Here is a 19620-nt window from a genome sequence, read left to right as displayed (position 1 = left end):
CTGTAAGCGCCAAAAGAGCCTGTCTTGTGGCGCTGCCAAAGCTGTTTGGAACAAGCTGCTTATTTGGTTAGTCTTGCGGTCAATATGGCGACTTCAAGGGGAGCCCTTCGGGTGATCAAACCGATAATGCTGTTACGCCGAGGCTTCGCCTCCATGCGCTGGCGTACTAGAGTCACATTATGGATTGCGGCAACCATAGCCGGCTTGCTGGTGGTGGCGTTTGCAAGGCTCGCGGACATAGCCCTGGCGCAGTTTGCTCAACAGACCGCAGAGCGAGCGTGGCTTCCTCTTGTTTACACCCCACTGATCGGCATGCTCGTAGTCTGGCTGACAACACGCTTTTTCGTCGGCGCCCAAGGCAGCGGAATTCCGCAGGTAATTGCAGCAACACGACTTGCGCGTCAAGGTAAGCCCATTAACAGACTGGTTTCATTGCGCATTGCTTTCGCCAAAATAAGCCTCGGAACTCTGGCGCTGACCGGCGGCTTTTCGGCGGGACGCGAAGGCCCATCAGTCCAGGTTGCCGCATCCATCATGCACTTCTTTCACCGCTTCCTGCCCAATGCGCGAATCGTGCGCAGCGAGGATCTCATTCTGGCGGGAGGTGCTGCGGGTATTGCGGCTGCATTCAATACGCCCTTGGCCGGGATCGCATTCGCGGTAGAAGAACTGGGACGCAAGTTGGAAACCCGTACCAGCGGTGTTCTGCTCAGCACCATCATCCTGTCTGGGATGGTTGCCATTGCCTTACAGGGAAACTACAACTATTTCGGTCATTTCGGCATTCAGGACATCAACCTCGACATAGTCGTCCCGGCATTAGTCATAGGGATTGGTTGCGGGCTATTGGGTGGTTTATTTAGTCGAATGTTGTTATGGCCACAGCGGCATCCGCAGTTCATCATCTGGCAATGGCGGCGCCTGCACCCAGTATGGTTTGCCGGCATTTGTGGATTGGTCGTCGCTCTATTGGGTTGGCTGAGTGGCGGAATGTCGTTTGGTAGTGGATACGGCATTACCTCTCAGGTCATCGCATCTGATGTAGTCCTGCCATGGCACGCTCCCATTACTCGCTTCCTGGCGACCGTAGTGAGCTACTTCTCTGGTATTCCCGGAGGCATTTTCGCTCCCTCGCTCGCTGTAGGGGCCGCAGTAGGCGCCAATACCGCAGAGCTATTCCATCTGGCCGCGCAGCCCACTATTGCACTCTGCATGGTTGGTTTTCTGGCGGCCGTTACTCAGTCGCCAATCACCTCCGCAATCATTGTGATGGAGATGATTGATAGCCACAGTATGGTGATCAGTCTTATGGCGGTAGCCCTGATTGCCAAGGCTGTCAGTTCAAGAATGGGCCCTGAGTTGTACCAGCAATTGGCGCGAGGCTTTCTCGAGAATGCAGAAGCTGCCACTAAACCGAAGAATCCAACTCAATAAGCCTACCGTGTGATTCTGCTAGCCAGTGAGGTCAGTTGATCCTTTTCATGTTGCAGCGCCAACGAGCGATCATGTGCAATCCTTCAATGACTACGTCAATTGAGCACCGGGCGGCGCAGAAGTTTATTCGTAATGCCGAGAGTAGTTTGCGACCAAGCTATCAACTACAGCCTCTGGCCTTCCTGTGAATCGCACGTGGCGGTTGCCAGCGACACGGCGGACAAACTGTTCAAGGTCTATGCGATACCCTGAGCGCCAAGCCTGGCATCCACTTCGACGTTCAACCCAAGCACCTCATTGATCCGAGAAACCACCAGCATCGTCGCCTCCTCAACCGTTCCTTCATTACGGCACAACATCCAGCCGTGATCCTTGACCGCTTGCTCGAACATTTCCGTACACGCCACATGTGCGGCGTGCTTCTGGATCACAGTGCCGCCCAGTCCCCGCGAGCGCGTCGCCGCCCTCGCCCACGAAATATCCGGATCGGTGACGACGCCGACATGCAGATCTGGCACCCGCACGTCTCTCTCCCTATTCAATTGAAGAATCTCGGCAAACGGGATGGTTTGGCGAAACGCGGCATCCGAGGGATACCAGCGATCGATCAGGATGATGCTGTCCAGCGGCTGCTTCGTCAGAACGTTCTGGGAGATCCAGCGACGGCTATCCGCGAGGCGCTGACACACAGCCCACTCCAGATCCCGGCAAGGATTTCTCGCCAGAGTGTTAATCAAGGCCATGGTTTCACCCCTGAACGGATCGCTTTTTCTCTCGCAAAGCCGGATGACTTTCTGGTTGCCTGCCCTCAGTACTTGCGTAACGGCCTCCAACAGTGTGGTTTTGCCGGTGCCTTTGGGCCCATCCAGAGAAACGAACAGCGGACGATTCATTGTTCACGCAACAATCAAGACATTGATGCCCACTCTAACCTCATTTCCGGTATTCCATCAGCGCATCCCTGCCCCTTGCTGATACTCCCGCGGCGTACAGCCAAACTCCCGGCGAAACACCGTGTGCAGATACTGCGCAGATTTAAACCCGCAACTGCGCGCCACGTCGGCGATCACCGAGTCAGTATTTTTCAATCCGCTGGTGGCGGCTGCCAGCTTGAAACGCAGGATCTCGTCATGCACGCTGCAGCCTCGCTCGGCGCGGAAATGCGTTTCGAGTGATGAGCGCGACACCCCGACATACGCCGCCACCTGCGCCGTTTTGATGCCTTGGCAAGCGTATTGACGGATGAACAGCAGCGCTTGCATGACGTAGGGATTGCCCAAAGGCTGGTGCAAGCTCGACACCTGCACGTTGACCGCATCGGGAGGAATCAGGATTTGTGTACCGGTGGACGGCATGCCATGGAGCATCTGATGGAGTAATTGCGCGGCGGTACGGCCCATGGTTTCGGTGCCCTGGATGACTGAGCTCAGCGGCACGCGGGTCAGGCTGCGGGTCAGCGGGTCGTTGTCGATGCCGATCAATGCCACCTGTTCCGGCACGGCGATACCGGCAGTCAGGCAGGCTTGCAGCAACTGGCGCGCACGGGCGTCGCTGACGGCGATGATGCCGATGGGTTTGGGCAGGCTTTGCAACCAGGCGATCAGTTGTTCGACGGCGCTGTCCCACAGCGGTGCGCTGGTGCCCATGCCGCGATAGATTTCGCCGTGCAGACCATCGCGCTTCATCAATTTGCGGAAGGCTTTTTCGCGCTCTTGCGCCCAGCGATTGGCTTGCGCTTCAGGCAGGCTGAAACAGGCGAAACGCTGCAGTCCCGCCTCGATCAAGTGCGTGTAGGCCAGCGTTATCAGTGCGTTGTTATCGGTGGCGACGTAGGGAATCGCTTTCGGATAGGCGCGCTTATCCTCGTACGAGCCCCCTACTGCCACCACCGGCAACTGAATGTCGGCCAACGCCTCGCCAATCAGCGGATCGTCGAAGTCGGCGATGATCCCGTCACCCTGCCAGCGCTCGATGCCTTTCAAACGACAGAGAAAATCCTCTTCCAGAAACAGGTCCCAGGAGGCCCGAGTGCTGCTCAGGTAGTTGCCGATGCCGCTGATGATGCCACGGTCGTAGATCTTGCTGCCGTTGAACAACAGAGCGATGCGGTGAACAGGCGGTACGGTTTTCATTGTTTTTATGCTTGTCCCGAGCCCCTTGTCACAGAGGCGATTGACACAGACTAGGCGCCTGGTCGAAGAAGCTCAATACGCAAAATCGCACCCCGTGTTGATGCTTTTCATAATCAGCGGGGTCGGGGCCGTTGCTAGTATCGAGACACCGCCAAGAACAACAAGGACAAGGTCCATGCAGTATTTCCCTGATGTCGAGCCGATTCGCTACGAAGGCCCAAACAGCGATTCCCCCCTCTCCTTCCGTCACTACGACGCCGACAAACTCATCCTCGGCAAACCCATGCGCGAACACCTGCGCATGGCCGCCTGTTACTGGCACACGTTCGTCTGGCCGGGTTCCGATGTGTTCGGTGCGGGGACGTTCAAGCGCCCTTGGCAACACGCCGGCGATCCCATGGAATTGGCGATCGGCAAAGCAGCCGCGGCCTTCGAATTCTTCTCCAAACTGGGTATCGACTATTACTGCTTCCATGACACGGACGTCGCTCCGGAAGGCCAGTCACTGAAGGAGTACCGCAACCATTTCGCACAGATGGTTGATCACCTCGAGCGACATCAGGAACAAAGCGGGATCAAGCTGTTGTGGGGCACCGCCAATTGCTTCAGCAACCCGCGTTTCGCTGCCGGCGCCGCGAGCAACCCCGATCCGGAAGTGTTCGCCTGCGCCGCTGCCCAGGTGTTCAGCGCCATGAACGCGACCCATCGCCTGAAAGGCGCCAACTACGTGTTGTGGGGCGGCCGCGAAGGCTATGAAACCTTGCTCAACACGGACTTGAAGCGTGAACGCGAACAGCTGGGCCGCTTTATGCGCATGGTGGTCGAGCACAAGCACAAGATCGGTTTCACCGGCGACCTGCTGATCGAACCTAAGCCGCAGGAGCCGACCAAGCACCAATACGATTACGACAGCGCCACCGTGTTCGGCTTTCTTCAGCAGTTCGGACTGGAGCACGAAATCAAGGTCAACATCGAAGCCAACCACGCTACCCTGGCCGGGCATAGCTTTCATCACGAAATTGCGACGGCCGTCTCCTTGGGGATTTTCGGCAGCATCGACGCCAACCGTGGCGATCCGCAAAACGGCTGGGACACCGACCAATTCCCCAACAGCGTCGAAGAAATGACCTTGGCCTCCTATGAAATTCTCAAGGCCGGCGGCTTCAAGAATGGCGGTTTCAACTTCGACTCCAAGGTTCGCCGCCAGAGCCTCGATCAGATCGATCTGTTCCATGGCCACGTCGGCGCCATGGACGTTCTCGCCCTGTCGCTAGAACGCGCAGCGGCCATGGTGCAGAACGACGAGCTGCAACGGCTCAAGGACCAACGCTACGCCGGTTGGCAGCAGCCGTTCGGGCAGGCGGTGTTGACGGGTGACTTCAACCTTGAGTCGTTGGCCGAGCTCGCGTTCACCAACGAGTTGAACCCGCAAGCCGTCAGCGGCCGCCAGGAAATGCTCGAGAACATCGTCAACCGCTACCTCTATCGCTGATTGCTACGGGAATCTGCCGGCGCTTCGACGCTGTGACAATTGCACGACAATTCTGTGCCTGCGGCGTCTGCGGATTCTCTACAGTTTTACCAGCCCGATACTCATCGTCAGGCCGTGTCTTTCCAACAACAATAAAAGGACGCCCCATATGAAGAACGTAAAACGCACGTTATTGGCCACTGCTCTGGCCTTGCTGTCGCTGCCGGTGCTGGCTGACGCAGCCCACCCGAAAATCGGTTTCTCCATTGATGATCTGCGCCTGGAACGTTGGTCGCGTGACCGTGACTACTTCGTTGCGGCGGCAGAAAAAATGGACGCCAAGGTCTTCGTGCAATCGGCGGATGCCAACGAGCAGAAGCAGATCTCCCAGATCGAAAACCTGATTTCCCGGGGCGTCGATGTCATCGTCATCGTGCCGTTCAACGCCACGGTGCTGACCAACGCGGTGGCCGAAGCGAAGAAGGCCGGGATCAAAGTCGTGTCCTATGATCGCCTGATCCTCAACGCCGATGTCGACGCCTATATTTCCTTCGATAACGAAAAAGTTGGTGAGATGCAGGCCAGCGGCGTGCTGAAAGCGGCGCCCAAGGGCAATTACTTTTTGCTCGGTGGTGCGCCCACCGATAACAACGCCAAGATCCTCCGTGAAGGCCAGATGAAAGTGCTGCAACCGGCCATCGACAAGGGTGATATCAAGATCGTCGGCCAGCAGTGGGTGAAGGAATGGAACCCGACCGAAGCGTTGAGCATTGTTGAAAACGCCCTGACCCGCAACGACAACAAAATCGACGGCATCGTCGCCTCCAACGACGCCACGGCCGGCGGCGCCATTCAGGCACTGGCGGCGCAGCAACTGGCCGGCAAGGTGCCGATTTCCGGGCAGGACGCCGACCTTGCCGCAGTCAAGCGCGTGATCGCCGGCACGCAAACCATGACCGTTTACAAGCCACTGAAACTCATCGCCAGCGAAGCCGCCAAGCTCTCGGTACAACTGGCGCGCAACGAAAAACCCGCCTTCAGCTCGCAGTACGACAACGGCAGCAAAAAAGTCGACACCATCCTGCTCACGCCCACCCCGCTGACCAAGGACAACATCGACCTGCTCGAACAGGACGGCTTCTACACCAAGGCGCAGATTGCCGGGAAGTGACCCCATCACAAATCCCCGGTTATGCGAAAACCCTTGTGGGAGCGAGCCTGCTCGCGAATGCGGTGTGTCAGTCAACGAAGCATTGTCTGAACTGACGCTTTCGCGAGCAGGCTCGCTCCCACAGGTTTCGTGGTGTGTGAGTCTTTGATATACGAGCCCTCTCCATGTCCGACTATCTGCTGCAAATGAACGGCATCGTCAAAACCTTCGGCGGTGTCAAAGCGCTGAACGGCATCGACATCAAGGTCAGGCCCGGCGAGTGCGTTGGCCTGTGCGGCGAGAATGGCGCCGGCAAGTCGACGCTGATGAAGATCCTTTCGGCGGTCTACCCCCACGGCAGCTGGGACGGTGAAATCCTCTGGGACGGACAACCACTCAGAGCGCAATCGATCAGTGAAACGGAAGCTGCCGGCATCGTCATCATTCACCAGGAACTGACGCTGGTGCCCGACCTGTCGGTGGCCGAAAACATTTTCATGGGCCACGAACTGACACTGCCCGGCGGACGCATGAATTACCCGGCGATGATTCACCGCGCCGAAGCCCTGATGCGCGAATTGAAAGTCCCCGACATGAACGTATCGCTGCCGGTTTCGCAGTACGGCGGCGGCTACCAGCAATTGGTGGAAATCGCCAAGGCCCTGAACAAGAAGGCCCGCCTGCTGATCCTCGACGAGCCTTCATCAGCCTTGAGCCGTTCGGAAATCGAGGTGTTGCTGGACATCATCCGCGACCTCAAAGCCAAAGGCGTGGCCTGCGTCTACATCTCGCACAAGCTCGATGAAGTGGCCGCCGTGTGCGACACCATTTCGGTGATTCGCGACGGCAAACACATCGCTACCACCGCCATGGCCGACATGGACATTGCGCAGATCATCACGCAGATGGTCGGGCGGGAAATGAGCAACCTCTACCCCTCCGAGCCGCACGATATTGGCGAGGTGATTTTCGAAGCCCGGCACATTACCTGCTACGACGTCGACAACCCCAAGCGCAAACGGGTCGACGATGTTTCCTTTGCCCTCAAGCGCGGCGAGATCCTTGGTATCGCCGGGCTGGTCGGTGCCGGCCGCACCGAACTGGTGACCGCGCTGTTCGGCGCCTACCCCGGTCGGCACGAGGGCGAAGTCTGGCTGGACGGGCAACCCATCGACACGCGCACGCCGCTCAAGTCCATCCGTGCCGGCCTGTGTCTGGTGCCGGAAGACCGCAAGCGTCAAGGCATCATTCCCGACCTGGGCGTTGGCCAGAACATCACCCTCGCCGTGCTGGACAACTACTCGAAACTGACCCGCATCGATGCCGAAGCCGAACTGGGCTGCATTGATCGGGAAATCTCGCGCCTGCACCTCAAGACCGCCAGCCCGTTCCTGCCGATCACCAGCCTCTCGGGGGGCAATCAGCAAAAAGCCGTGCTGGCGAAGATGCTGCTGGCCAAACCCCGGGTGCTGATTCTCGATGAGCCGACCCGAGGTGTGGACGTCGGCGCCAAATACGAAATCTACAAATTGATGGGCGCACTGGCCGCTGCCGGCGTGTCGATCATCATGGTCTCGTCGGAACTGGCCGAAGTGCTTGGCGTTTCCGACCGCGTGCTGGTGATCGGCGAAGGCCAGTTGCGTGGTGACTTCATCAACCATGAACTCACCCAGGAACAGGTGCTTGCCGCCGCCCTCAGCCAGCCTGGCAGCCATAACAATAATGATCGGAAATCCGCGTAAATGAATCAGGTCAAACAACTGTTCACCCGCTACAAAATGCTCGCGCTGGTGTTTGCCGTGGTGCTGATCTGGCTGTTCTTCAGCTGGCAGACCGAGGGCGGATTCCTGACCCCGCGCAATCTTTCCAATCTGCTGCGGCAAATGTCGATCACCGGCATTCTCGCCTGCGGCATGGTGCTGGTGATCATCAGCGGCGAGATCGATTTGTCGGTCGGCTCGTTGCTCGGTCTGCTCGGGGGTCTCGCGGCGATTCTCGATGTGGTCTACCACATTCCGCTGTTGGCGAACCTGAGTCTGGTCGCCCTGTGTGGCCTGATGATTGGCCTCGCCAACGGTTACATGGCGGCTTATCTGCGCATCCCCTCGTTTATCGTCGGTCTGGGCGGCATGCTGGCGTTTCGCGGGATTCTGTTGGGGATTACTGGCGGCACGACCATTGCGCCGGTGTCGCCGGAGCTGGTCTACATTGGCCAGGGCTACCTGCCCCACGCAATCGGCACGGGCCTGGGCATTCTGTTGTTCGCGCTGACGGTGTTCCTGACCTGGAAACAGCGGCGCAATCGCGCCCTGCACGGCCTCGCGGCGCATTCGTTGGTGCGTGATGTCGTCCGCGTGTTGGTGATCGGCGCCGTGCTCGCCGCTTTCGTGCAGACGCTGAACAGCTATGACGGCATTCCCGTGCCGGTCCTGCTGTTGCTGATTCTGCTGGGCGTGTTCAGCTACGTGACCAGTCAGACCGTGTTCGGGCGGCGCGTCTATGCCGTGGGCAGCAACATGGAAGCGACGCGCCTGTCCGGGATCAATGTGCAGGCGGTGAAGCTGTGGATTTTCGGGATCATGGGCGTGATGTGCGCCCTCGCCGGCGTGGTCAACACTGCGCGCCTCGCCGCCGGTTCGCCCTCGGCCGGGAGCATGGGCGAACTCGACGCCATCGCCGCCTGCTTTATCGGCGGTACTTCCATGCGCGGCGGTTCCGGCACGGTGTACGGCGCCCTCCTCGGCGCGCTGGTCATCACCAGTCTGGACAACGGCATGTCGATGCTCGACGTCGACAGCTATTGGCAGATGATCGTCAAGGGCAGCATCCTGGTGTTGGCGGTTTGGGTTGATGTCAGTACGCGGACCGGGCGCCGTTGAGCCGCAGGCATCACGCAGCGGGCGTGGTCGCGGCCACCGGGCTGAGAATTTCCATGAGGAAATCGATAAACACATTGATCCGGCTGGACCCTCGGTGATTGGGTAAATACAACGCGTTGATGCACGTGCTGGCGCTGCCGGGATTGACCTCGTACTGCTCAAGCAAGCGGGTCAGCCGGCCGGCTGCCACGTCGTCGCGTACCAGCCAGTCGGCCAGCAGCGTCACCCCGCCGCCGCCGATGGCGGCTTCGCGCAGGATGTCGGCATTATTGCTTTGCAGGCGCCCATGCACGTTGAGCTGAATGGGCGCGTCTTCATTCTGAAAAGTCCAGTGCTGGTGGGTGGCGCCGTAATCGAAACGCAGGCATTGATGCTCCAGCAAATCCCGTGGGTGACAGAGCGCTGCGCTACGCGCCAGATACGCCGGACTGGCCACCACCCAGCGTTCGAACTGCCCCACGCGTTTGCTGACGATGTCTTCACTGACCACCGACGACCCCAGTCGCACCGAAACATCGATCTGCTCGCTGAGCAGGTCGCTGACCTGATCGCTCAGCGACAGACTGATCTCAAGTCCCGGATGCCGCTCAAGCAAGCGGCTCAGGTGCGGCGCAATCAGGCGCCGACCGAACTCCACCGGCACGCTGATACGCAGACGGCCCTGCGCTTCGGCGCCACGATCGGCAACGACGGCATCGGCCTCGTCAATCGCGTCGAGAATCGCCACGGCTTTTTCGAAATAGGTCTGGCCGGCAACGGTCACGCTGGTGTTGCGCGTGGTGCGATTGAGCAGGCTCGCGCCCAACTCGTGTTCCAGCCCTGCGACTTGCCGTGTCACTGACGACGTTGATATCCCGAGTTTGCGCGCTGCCGAGGAATRGCCCCCGCAGCGCACGGTTTCCACAAACATCTTCAGTGCCAGCAACTTGTCCATATGCGGGGTCCGGTCGAAAGGGAACGCGGATGATTGTGCATCACTGTTCCCCCCTCGTCTTGTACCGCCGTGCTTGCCCGCACTCGCCGGTTGTTCAGACATCGGCCTGGCGACTCRGGAACAAGCCAAGCGCCAGCGCTGGCAACAGCGCCACAGCGACGGCGGACAGGTTCCAGCCGAAATGCTCGTACAACGGGCTCGCAACCAGCGACCCCAGCGCGCCGCCGACGAAAATACTGGTCATGTACACGGCGTTCAGGCGCGCACGGCTGTGCGGATCGAGGGCGTACACCTCACGCTGGCCGAGCACCATGTTCAATTGCACGGCGAAATCCAGCAGCACCGCGCACACCACCAGCCAAACATAGCCGCTGCCCGGGAGTGCGGCGATCAGCAGCGAAACCGGCGCCAGCAGCAATGCGACCAGCGTGCCGCGACGACCATGCCCGGCATCGGCCAGACGTCCGGCAATCGGCGCCGCAATGGCACCCACCGCACCAACCAGCGCGAAGATCGCGACTTGTGCCTGAGTGAAGCCGTGGTGACGCATCAGTTCAATCGGCGCGAGAGTCCAGAACAGGCTGAAACTGGCAAACAGCAGCCCTTGATACAGCGAACGCTGACGCAACAGCGGATAGCGCCGGGCCAAGGCAAACACCGAACCGATCAACGCTGCATACGAAGCTTTATGCGTCGGCAGCCGACGCGGCAGCGCCACCGCAGTGACCAGTGCGATGACCGCCATCAGGGCCGCCGCGCTGTAAAACACCCCGCGCCAGCCGAACACTTCAACCAACAGGCTCGACAGTGGCCGCGACAACAGAATACCCAGCAGCAGACCGCTCATGATATTGCCGACGACGCGGCCACGACTGGCCTCGGGCGCCAGGTGTGCCGCCAACGGCACAAGGATCTGCACGGCCACCGAGGTCAGACCGATCAGCAAAGACAACAGCAGGAACATCGACGGTGAATGGGTCAGCCCGGCGCACAGCAATGTGACGCTCGCCGCCAGGGTGAAGCCGACCACCAGCCGGCGGTTTTCCATCAGGTCGGCCAGCGGCACCAGCAGTAACAGGCCCAGCGCGTAGCCAAATTGCGTCAGCGAAACGATCAGGCTGGCATTAGCGCTGGACAGACCGATCTGCGGTGCAATCAGTTCGACGATCGGCTGCGCGTAGTAAAGATTGGCCACGACCGCGCCACAGCAAAATGCCAGGAACGCGACCATCAGGCCGGACAGTGAAGTTGGCTGTTCGGCATTTGCCGCAACGGCCGGGTTGCCCGTGAGCATGATGACACCTCATTGAGTTCAGGAAAGTGCTGCCAAGGCTACGGCCCTGTGGCGACGCGCAGAATCCACGCGGCGAGCAACGCAGTGATGCGTCCGGTGCAACGGCGCAAGCGTTGCTTCTCGCGCAACGCGCTGTTGCGCGCGCGGGTGATTCTCCCGTGAGGACGGTTTCTCTACGCTTTCGCCACTGGCGTCGTAGTCCCCATCGGCGCCCTTTTCCGGCTGTCACAAGGAGCGTTGTCATGACCCGTATCCCACCCGTTCTGCCATTGCCTGCCGCGTTTTTCTCCGTCTCATGAACCGCCACTTGCTGAAGTCCAGAACGTTATGGATCAGCGTGGCCGTCGTCGCGGTGCTCGGCCTGATCGGCGCCGTTTGTCTGATGTGGCGCCCGGCAATTGCGCCGATCAAGCGCCCGACGATGTTCGATACTGCGCAGTTGCAACGCGGCGCGCGGGTGGTCGAGGCCGGCGATTGTGCGGTCTGCCATACCCGCCCCGGCGGTGAATATCTGGCCGGTGGGCTGCCGCTGGTGACGCCATTCGGCACGCTGTACAGCACCAACATCACCCCGGATGCTGAGACCGGTATCGGCCAATGGTCGCTGCCGGCCTTCGAGCGGGCGATGCGTCAAGGCATTGCTCGCGATGGTCACTTCCTCTATCCGGCGTTCCCCTACGTGCACTACCGGCGCATGAGCGCAGCAGACATCGCCGACGCCTATGCCTACTTGATGAGCGGCCCCGCCGTGCACGCGCCGGCCGAGCACAGCCAGATGAATTTCCCGATGAATATTCGTCCGTTGGTGGCGTTCTGGAACCTGCTGTTCCTGCACGGTGAGCCACTGACGCCGCTGGCGGGGCGTAGCGCGGCGTGGAATCGCGGGCGTTATCTGGTCGACGGCCCGGGCCATTGCGCTGGCTGCCATTCGCCGCTGAACCTGATCGGCGCGGAAAAATCTTCGGAATACTTGCAGGGCGGCAGCGTTGACGGCTGGCAGGCGCCCGCGCTAGTCGGCATGGGGCAACGCAGCAACCCGTGGAGTCGCGAGCAACTGGTCGGCTATCTGCGCGCCGAGATCGTTGATGGCCACGGCACACCCGCCGGGCCGATGCGTCCGGTCAGCTTGAGTCTGGCCCGCTTGCCCGCCAGTGAAGCCGAGGCGATTGCCGAGTATTTGCTCAGCCTGGAAAACCCGCACCCACTGACGCAACCGCCGCCAAAGACGCCTGCCAGTGAAGCGGCAGACCACTCGACCGGCGCCCTGCTCTTCAGCAGCGCCTGCGCCGGTTGCCATGGCCCGGCGGCGCCGATGCGCACCATCGATGGTCGCCCAGGGTTGCAAAACACCTCGGCGCTGCAAGCGGCCAGCTCGCGCAACTTCCTCAAAACCGTGCTTGAAGGCTTGCCCGCCACAGCCGGATCGCCCGGTCCGCTGATGCCTGCATTCGCCGCCAGCCTGGACAACGCGCAACTCGGCGCACTGGCCGCGTATCTGCGCCAGCAAGCCCGCCCCGATCAACCGTGGGCCGACCTCTCTTCCACTATTGAAGCGTTACGTCAGGAGACGAAATGAGCCAGATCACTCTCAACGTCAACGGAGCCGCGCAAGCGCTTGAGCTGGAGCCGGACATGCCGCTGCTGTATGCGCTGCGCAATCACTTGAACCTCAACGGCGCCAAATACGGTTGCGGTCTCGGTCAGTGCGGCGCCTGCACGGTGATCGTCGATGATCAACCGGTGTTCGCCTGCCTGACGCCCTGCGCCGGTCTCGAAGGCAAAAAAATCCGCACCGTGGAAAGCCTCGGTAGCGCAGAAAATCCTGGCCCCCTGCAAGCGGCGTTCATTGAGAGACAGGCCGCGCAATGCGGTTACTGCATTGCCGGCATGCTGATGCGCGCGCAGGCGTTGCTTGAGCGTAATCGCCACCCGGATGAGGCGACCATTCGCGAGCACATGGCCGGCAACCTGTGCCGCTGCGGAACGCACTTGCGCATCATCGAGGCGATCAAACAGGTGGCCGGGCACAACGGGAGCCTGACATGAGTGAGTCGAATGAATTGAACCCGAGCCGACGCGCCTTCCTGCGTGGTGGTGCTCTGCTGATGGCATTCACCCTGATGCCGGTGGCGCGGCGTGTGTTGGCGGATACGGAAGTCGATACGCTCGGCACCGTGGTCCTCGCGCCCGACCTGCCCGGAAGCCTGCGCACCAACCCGTTTCTCGACGCCTGGATCCGCATCGGCGCCGACGGCATTACCGTCTTCACCGGCAAAGTCGAACTGGGCACCGGGGTCAAAACCGCGCTGCTGCAAATCGCCGCCGAACGTTTGCAGGTGCCGGCGACCGCCATCAACCTGCTCACCGCCGACACCGCGCTGACGCCCAACGAAGGCTACACCGCCGGCAGCCACAGCATTTTCGACAGCGGTACCGCGTTGTATAACGCCGCCGCGCAGGTGCGCGAAATGCTCGTCGATGCCGCCGCGCGCAGTTGGCAGATTGATGCAGCACTGCTGAGCACCCGCGACGCTGTGATCGTAGGCCCGGCCGGCCAGCAGATGAGTTACGCCGACGCGGTCAAGCATGTCGATGTGCACCAATACGCCAAGGCTCAGTCACCGGCGATGGCCGCTGCTGACTTCACACTGATCGGCCATTCGTTGCCGCGCCTCGACATTCCGGCGAAGGTCAGCGGTGGCGCAGCCTTCGTCCAGGACATGCGCTTGCCGGGCATGCTGCATGCGCGGGTGATCCGCCCGCCTCGTCCGGGCTGCACGCTGCAAGCATTCGATGCGGCGTCCATCGAAGCGCTGGCTGGCGTGGTCAAGGTGATCCGTGACGGCAACTATCTGGCGGTGGTCGCCGGTGATGAGTGGCAAGCGATCAAAGCCATGCGCCGTGCCAGCGAGGTGACGCAATGGAGCGGCGGCGAGGCGATTCCCGAGGCGACTGAGATTCATGGTCTGCTCAAACGTCTGCCCTCACGGCGCTATCCGATCAGCAACAGCGGCACGCCAAGCGGCGCGGCCGACACGCGTTTTCAGGCGCGGGTCACCAAGCAATATCTGATGCATGGTTCGATCGGCCCGTCTTGCGCGGTCGCCTGGTTCAAGGACGGCACGCTTACCGTCTGGACCCACACGCAAGGTGTTTACCCGCTGCGCGCCGGCATTGCCGAAATGCTCGGTCTGCCGCCTGAGCGGGTGCGCTGTATTCATACCGAAGGCTCCGGGTGTTACGGGCACAACGGCGCCGATGATGCCGCCGCCGATGCGGCATTGATTGCCATGCGCGTGCCCGGGACGCCGGTGCGCGTGCAATGGATGCGCGAGCAGGAAAATCTTTGGGAGCCGTACAGCTCGGCGATGGTCACCGAAGTCGACGCCGGCCTCGCTCAGGGGCGCCTGCAGGACTGGGCCTACGAACTCTGGACCACGCCGCATAACGAACGCATCGTCAACGCCGGGCGTCTGCTGCCGGCACGCTTGCTCGCGCGGCCTTTTGCCTCGGCGCCATCTGTGCCAATCGCTCAGCCTGAGGGCGATGGTGATCGCAACGCGGTGCCGCTGTACGAGTTGAACTCGACGCGCATCAACATGACCTTCGTCACCGAGATGCCCTTTCGCACCTCGGCCATGCGTTCGCTCGGTGCGCACATCAACATCTTTGCCATCGAGGCGAGTATCGACGAGCTGGCGATCCGGGCCGGCATCGACGCGGTTGCTTTGCGTCTGGCCCATCTCAGCGACCCGCGTGCTCGCGCGGTGGTGGAACGTGTGCGTGACGAGATCGGCTGGCCGCAAAAAAGCAGCGAGCCCGGCGCCGGTATCGGTTTCGCCTTTGCCCGCTACAAAAACATCATGGGTTACTGCGCCATCGCGGTGAAACTTCGAGTGCATCCGCAGACCGGCGAGATCCGTATCGATCACGTGGTGACGGCGGTGGACGTCGGCCAGATCGTCAGCCCCGATGGCCTGCGCAATCAGGTCGAGGGCGGCATCGTCCAGTCCGCGAGCTGGACCCTGTACGAAAAAGTCGCCTACGACGCGGGAGGCATTCGCAGCTACGACTGGAGCGGCTATCCGATTCTGCGTTTCACGCAACTGCCGAAAAAAGTCGATGTGCATTTGCTCGACCAGCCGGGAGAACCCTTCCTTGGCGCCGCTGAAATCGTTCAGGGGCCGATGGCCGCCGCCCTTGGCAACGCCGTCACCAACGCCACCGGCCGGCGCTGGCTGAACCTACCGCTGACGCGCTCAAACCAATCCGCCTGAGCCACGCCCGTGTTCATCGCTGATGAGCACGGGCGCCGTTGCGTTGCGCGCAAAACAGCGTAGCGCCGGTCACCGATTATCACCCTCACGACACCCGGTTAAGTTAGCGGCACTGGTTCGCGGCCCCGCGGCCGCGCTTGAATTCCCTTTATCGATATCTGGAGCTACCCATGACCCGTCGTCTGTTCCAACCCCTCGCACTCGGTCCTTACACCCTCGCCCATCGCGTGGCCATGGCACCGTTGACGCGCTCACGCGCCGGCCAACCGGGCGATGTACCGACGCCGATGAACGCCGAGTACTACCGCCAGCGGGCCAGCGCTGCGCTGATCATCACCGAGGCCACACAAATCTCCCGGCAGGCTCAGGGTTACGCCTGGACACCGGGCATCTACAGCTCCGAGCAGGTCCGCGCGTGGCGTGACGTCAGCGCGGCGGTGCATGAGGCCGGCGGGCTGATCTTCATGCAACTGTGGCACGTCGGTCGGGTGTCCCACCCCAGCTTTCAACCCGATGCTGGCCTGCCGGTTGCGCCCAGCGCGCTGCCGGTGCCTGGCAAGACGTTTATCGTCGACGAAAACGGTAACGGCGTCTGGGGTGATGTGCCGGTGCCACGCGCGCTGGAAACCGCGGAAATCGCCGGCATCGTCGAGGACTACCGCGTGGCCGCGCGCAACGCATTGCAGGCGGGCATGGACGGTGTAGAGATTCATGCCGGCAACGGTTACCTGCTCGACCAGTTTCTTAACAGCAACAGCAACCAGCGTGACGATGCCTATGGCGGCAGCGTGGAGAACCGCGCGCGGTTTCTGCTGGAAGTGGTCGCGGCCGTGGCTGAAGAAGTCGGTGCCGAACGGGTCGGCGTACGCCTGACGCCGATGGGGCGCTTCATGGGCATGGGCGATGACACCCCGGAGGCAACCTTCGGCCACCTTGTCGAAGCGCTCAATCATTGGAATCTGGCCTACTTGCACCTGGTCGAGCCAGCGATGGTCGGCACAGTCAAAGATGAAAATTTCGACCCACGCTGGGACGCGATCATTGCCCAGTTGCGCAAGACCTGGAACGGCGTGCTGATCCTGGCCGGCGGCTACGATGCACAATCTGCCGAGCAGGCGCTGATTGCCGATCGTGCCGACATCATCGCGTTTGGCCGCCCGTTCCTGGCCAACCCGGACTTGCCGCGTCGGCTGCACGATGGCCTGACACTCAACGTGCCAGACCCTGGCAGCTTTTTCGGCGGGGATCAGCGTGGCTACATCGATTACCCATTTCATGCCTGAGTAGAAGCAGACCACCCGCATTTCATGAATGGGTAATCGCTGGAAGCAGGGGCCGATGCGCCCCTGCTCTACCCAGTCATACGATCTCCTCGCTTAATCAAATCCATAAAAATCCACCTTAACACCGAACATATGCGCAGCTGTGCGCTTTCAGGTCTATTGCCCGACGTCGCCGAATGCGATAAAACGGGCTAGTTGTACGACAACCAAATAAAAACCAAGTCGTTCGAACGGCTAAAAATCCTGAGATCTGCCATGCCTCGCCCTACCGCTGCGCAAACCGTACCGCCACCCTACCCCCGCTCTCTCGCAGTAATCATTCTGTTGTGCATGGGCTGCGCGTTTGCCGGCAATCATGTGGCGGCGCGAGTCGCATTTGATGACGGTGCGGGGGTGCTGCTGGCGATTTTAATGCGTTCCGGCGGGACCTTGCTGGTGCTCGCGATCCTGGTGCTGTGGCAAAGACAAAGTCTGCGCTTGCCGGCGGGTGCGTGGCGCTGGCAACTGCTGCTGGGGTTGCTGATCACTGCGCAGAGTCTGTGTCTGTATTCCGCTGTCGCACGGGTGCCGGTGGCGCTGGCCCTGCTGGTGGCAAACGTGTTCCCCATTCTGCTGGCATTGCTCACATGGGCGTTGGGTGGCCCGCGACCGAGCGCACGCACCGCGACATTGATGGGTCTGATTCTATTGGGTCTGGTGTTTGTGCTGGACGTCCCCGGGCGTCTCTCGACCACGACAGACGTCAGTGCGCAATGGCTGACGGGCGTCGCGCTCGCGTTCTGCGCCGCCAGCGTGTTCGCCTGCGCGCTGTGGATCACCGACCACAAACTGTCTCAGGTACGTGGCTCGGTGCGCAGTCTGCTGACCATTTTCATCGTGTTCAGCAGCGTCAACCTGGCAGGGCTGACGGGCGCCCTTCCCGGCGGATTGAACCTGCCCGCCACCTCGACCGGATGGCTGGCCCTCGCCACTTTGGTAGTGCTGTACGGCACAGGTTTTATCGTCTTGTTCATTTCCGTGCCGCGACTCGACATGCCGCGCAATGCGCCGGTCATGAACATCGAACCATTGGCAACACTACTGATGGGCTGGATTGTGCTGGACCAAATGCTCAGTAGAGGACAGATTTTCGGCGGGGTGATTGTGGTCACGGGCATCGTTTTGCTGACTTATCGTAAATCAGTGGTCAAGGCTGAGGTTAAAGCAGCAATTTAGCACTTGGATGATGGCAAAAAGCTGTTTTTCCTCCGGCCACTCAGGACAAACATAGGTGGCAACCCCTGCGTCCCAACGTCGCAGCAAACAGCTATTGGCAAATCCTGCACAAGCCTTAGAATCCCGCGCTCTCTTGCAGCCCCCTCGGTGTCTGCCTGCACCACAACACACTTCGGCTTGGCAATCGCATGCGCAGCGGCGCACGTTGCGCTGTTCGTCCTCTAGAGGTTTTTATGTCTCCGCGTTTGCTGGCCATGGCGCTGGCGCCCCTGCTCGGGCTATTCATTGTTGCGCTGGGCAACGGTTTCATGTCGTCGCTGACCACCCTTCGACTGGACGCTGCCGGTGCGTCGACCACGATGATCGGCATCGTTTCCTCGGCCTACTTCATCGGCCTGACCCTGGGCGCCGTATTCAATGACCGCTTGATTCTGCGCATCGGCCATATCCGCGCCTACGGCAGTTTCGCCTCGCTGATCGCCGTGACCATCCTGCTGCAGGGCTTGTTCTATGACACCTGGGGCTGGTTCGCCCTGCGCCTGATCAACGGCTGGGCCACGGTCGGCGTGTTTCTGGTGATCGAAAGCTGGTTGCTGCTGGCGGGCGACGCGAAGATTCGTGGGCGCTTGCTCGCGCTGTACATGATCGTCTTGTACGGCGCCGGTGTGCTGGGCCAGGCAACGTTGGGCAAAATCACCGGGTTGAGCGACAGCGCACCGTTCATGGTGGCCGGCATGCTCGCCTCGTTGTCGGTGCTGCCGATCGTGATCCTGCCGCGCGTGTCGCCGCTGCTCGATCAGGTCGAGCCGCTCAAGCCTCGACAACTGTTGGGCGTGACGCCGACCGGGCTGGTCGGCTGTTTCGGCTCGGGTGTGACCATCGCGGCGATTTACACCTTGCTGCCGCTGTATCTGCAACGCAGCGGTCTGAATGTCGGTGAAGTCGGCAGCATGATGGCCTGGACGATTCTCGGCGCGATGCTCCTGCAATACCCGGTCGGACGTTGGTCTGATCGCAAGGATCGTTTGCAGGTGCTGACGATTCTGACAGTGGCGTGCACCGTGTTGTCGCTGGTGATCGTCCTGGTGCCATTGTCCTCGACGCTGCTCGCGGTGATGTTGTTTCTGCTCGGTGGCGGCGTGTTTGCGCTGTACCCGGTTGCCGTCAGCCACGCCGCCGACCGTGCGCCTGCCGAAGCCTTGGTGCCGATGATTCAGGGACTGCTGCTGATCAACTCGCTGGGCTCGGCAATCAGCCCGATGATGATCTCGCCGGTGATGAACTCGTTCGGGGCCAATGGGCTGTTCTGGGTGTTTGCGCTGGTCAATCTGTGCATGGTCACCTTCTTCCTGTGGCGCCGTGGCAAACGCCCGGTTCCGGCCAATCCCGCGCCGTTTGCAGCGGCAGCAACCTTCTCGCCGACAGGCGCGGAGTTGCGGGTGACCGAAGATCTGCGTCAGGCAGTGCAGGAGCATCCGCCGATGGTTGATGCACTGAGCGGCGAACCTTCGCCACAATGTGAGACGCGCTGAGGGTTGCGCCAGTCTGTGC

The 19620-nt window shown here is 61.0% G+C and carries 15 protein-coding genes; 11 read left to right on the top strand and 4 right to left on the bottom strand.

Going from position 1 to position 19620, the window contains the following annotated elements; all coding sequences use genetic code 11:
- Positions 1-111 precede the first annotated feature (111 nt).
- Positions 112-1434: a chloride channel protein gene (locus tag AC1DVF_RS05345; RefSeq protein ID WP_477782171.1), complete on the top strand. Its 1323-nt coding sequence runs from the start codon at positions 112-114 to the stop codon at positions 1432-1434.
- Between the two features lie 236 nt (positions 1435-1670).
- Here the strand turns inward: AC1DVF_RS05345 and AC1DVF_RS05340 are convergent, their stop codons facing one another.
- Both AC1DVF_RS05340 and AC1DVF_RS05335 read right to left on the bottom strand, forming a co-directional pair.
- Positions 1671-2327 (bottom strand): dTMP kinase, encoded by a 657-nt coding sequence (locus tag AC1DVF_RS05340; RefSeq protein ID WP_477782170.1) that lies wholly within the window; start codon positions 2325-2327, stop codon positions 1671-1673.
- Between the two features lie 57 nt (positions 2328-2384).
- Positions 2385-3566, bottom strand: a complete 1182-nt coding sequence (locus AC1DVF_RS05335) for a XylR family transcriptional regulator (RefSeq protein ID WP_477782169.1) — start codon at positions 3564-3566, stop codon at positions 2385-2387.
- Between the two features lie 175 nt (positions 3567-3741).
- Between AC1DVF_RS05335 and xylA the strand changes: the two genes are divergently transcribed.
- From xylA to AC1DVF_RS05315, 4 genes are all read left to right on the top strand, one after another.
- Positions 3742-5058 carry a xylose isomerase gene (gene xylA, locus AC1DVF_RS05330; protein WP_477782168.1) on the top strand — a complete coding sequence of 439 codons (1317 nt, stop codon included), beginning with the start codon at positions 3742-3744 and terminating at the stop codon, positions 5056-5058.
- A 148-nt stretch (positions 5059-5206) separates the two neighbouring features.
- The gene (gene xylF, locus AC1DVF_RS05325; RefSeq protein ID WP_016986083.1) at positions 5207-6208 is read left to right on the top strand and encodes a D-xylose ABC transporter substrate-binding protein; all 1002 of its coding nucleotides are present in this window, start codon (positions 5207-5209) and stop codon (positions 6206-6208) included.
- Between the two features lie 164 nt (positions 6209-6372).
- Positions 6373-7929 carry a D-xylose ABC transporter ATP-binding protein gene (gene xylG, locus AC1DVF_RS05320; protein WP_194935062.1) on the top strand — a complete coding sequence of 519 codons (1557 nt, stop codon included), beginning with the start codon at positions 6373-6375 and terminating at the stop codon, positions 7927-7929.
- Complete coding sequence (locus tag AC1DVF_RS05315) at positions 7930-9066, top strand: sugar ABC transporter permease (protein WP_093431645.1); 1137 nt, start codon at positions 7930-7932, stop codon at positions 9064-9066.
- Between the two features lie 10 nt (positions 9067-9076).
- Here the strand turns inward: AC1DVF_RS05315 and AC1DVF_RS05310 are convergent, their stop codons facing one another.
- Both AC1DVF_RS05310 and AC1DVF_RS05305 read right to left on the bottom strand, forming a co-directional pair.
- Positions 9077-10000 (bottom strand): LysR family transcriptional regulator, encoded by a 924-nt coding sequence (locus tag AC1DVF_RS05310; protein ID WP_477782167.1) that lies wholly within the window; start codon positions 9998-10000, stop codon positions 9077-9079.
- Positions 10001-10094: 94 nt separating this feature from the next.
- Entirely contained in the window at positions 10095-11294 is a 1200-nt protein-coding gene (locus AC1DVF_RS05305) for an MFS transporter (protein WP_477782166.1), read from the bottom strand.
- A gap of 307 nt (positions 11295-11601) precedes the next feature.
- Between AC1DVF_RS05305 and AC1DVF_RS05300 the strand changes: the two genes are divergently transcribed.
- The 6 genes from AC1DVF_RS05300 to AC1DVF_RS05275 all read left to right on the top strand — a co-directional run bounded on the left by AC1DVF_RS05300 (position 11602) and on the right by AC1DVF_RS05275 (position 19601).
- On the top strand, positions 11602-12870 hold the full coding sequence (locus AC1DVF_RS05300) for a c-type cytochrome (protein WP_477782165.1): 1269 nt from the start codon (positions 11602-11604) through the stop codon (positions 12868-12870).
- Positions 12867-13340 carry a (2Fe-2S)-binding protein gene (locus AC1DVF_RS05295; RefSeq protein WP_477782164.1) on the top strand — a complete coding sequence of 158 codons (474 nt, stop codon included), beginning with the start codon at positions 12867-12869 and terminating at the stop codon, positions 13338-13340. The genes AC1DVF_RS05300 and AC1DVF_RS05295 overlap by 4 nt, the downstream gene beginning before the upstream one ends.
- The gene (locus AC1DVF_RS05290) at positions 13337-15571 is read left to right on the top strand and encodes a xanthine dehydrogenase family protein molybdopterin-binding subunit (RefSeq protein ID WP_477782163.1); all 2235 of its coding nucleotides are present in this window, start codon (positions 13337-13339) and stop codon (positions 15569-15571) included. Before AC1DVF_RS05295 ends, AC1DVF_RS05290 begins: the two co-directional genes overlap by 4 nt.
- Positions 15572-15741: 170 nt before the next feature.
- Positions 15742-16854, top strand: a complete 1113-nt coding sequence (locus AC1DVF_RS05285; protein ID WP_427120145.1) for an alkene reductase — start codon at positions 15742-15744, stop codon at positions 16852-16854.
- A 255-nt stretch (positions 16855-17109) separates the two neighbouring features.
- Positions 17110-18069 carry an EamA family transporter gene (locus tag AC1DVF_RS05280; protein WP_477782162.1) on the top strand — a complete coding sequence of 320 codons (960 nt, stop codon included), beginning with the start codon at positions 17110-17112 and terminating at the stop codon, positions 18067-18069.
- 233 nt (positions 18070-18302) lie between these two features.
- Positions 18303-19601, top strand: a complete 1299-nt coding sequence (locus AC1DVF_RS05275; protein WP_093431622.1) for an MFS transporter — start codon at positions 18303-18305, stop codon at positions 19599-19601.
- Positions 19602-19620: the final 19 nt, after the last annotated feature.

The sequence above is a fragment of the Pseudomonas sp. P4_D7 genome (assembly GCF_056401755.1).
The sequence above is the reverse complement of the archived record's forward strand: the minus strand, read 5'-3'. Positions and strand labels throughout refer to the sequence as shown.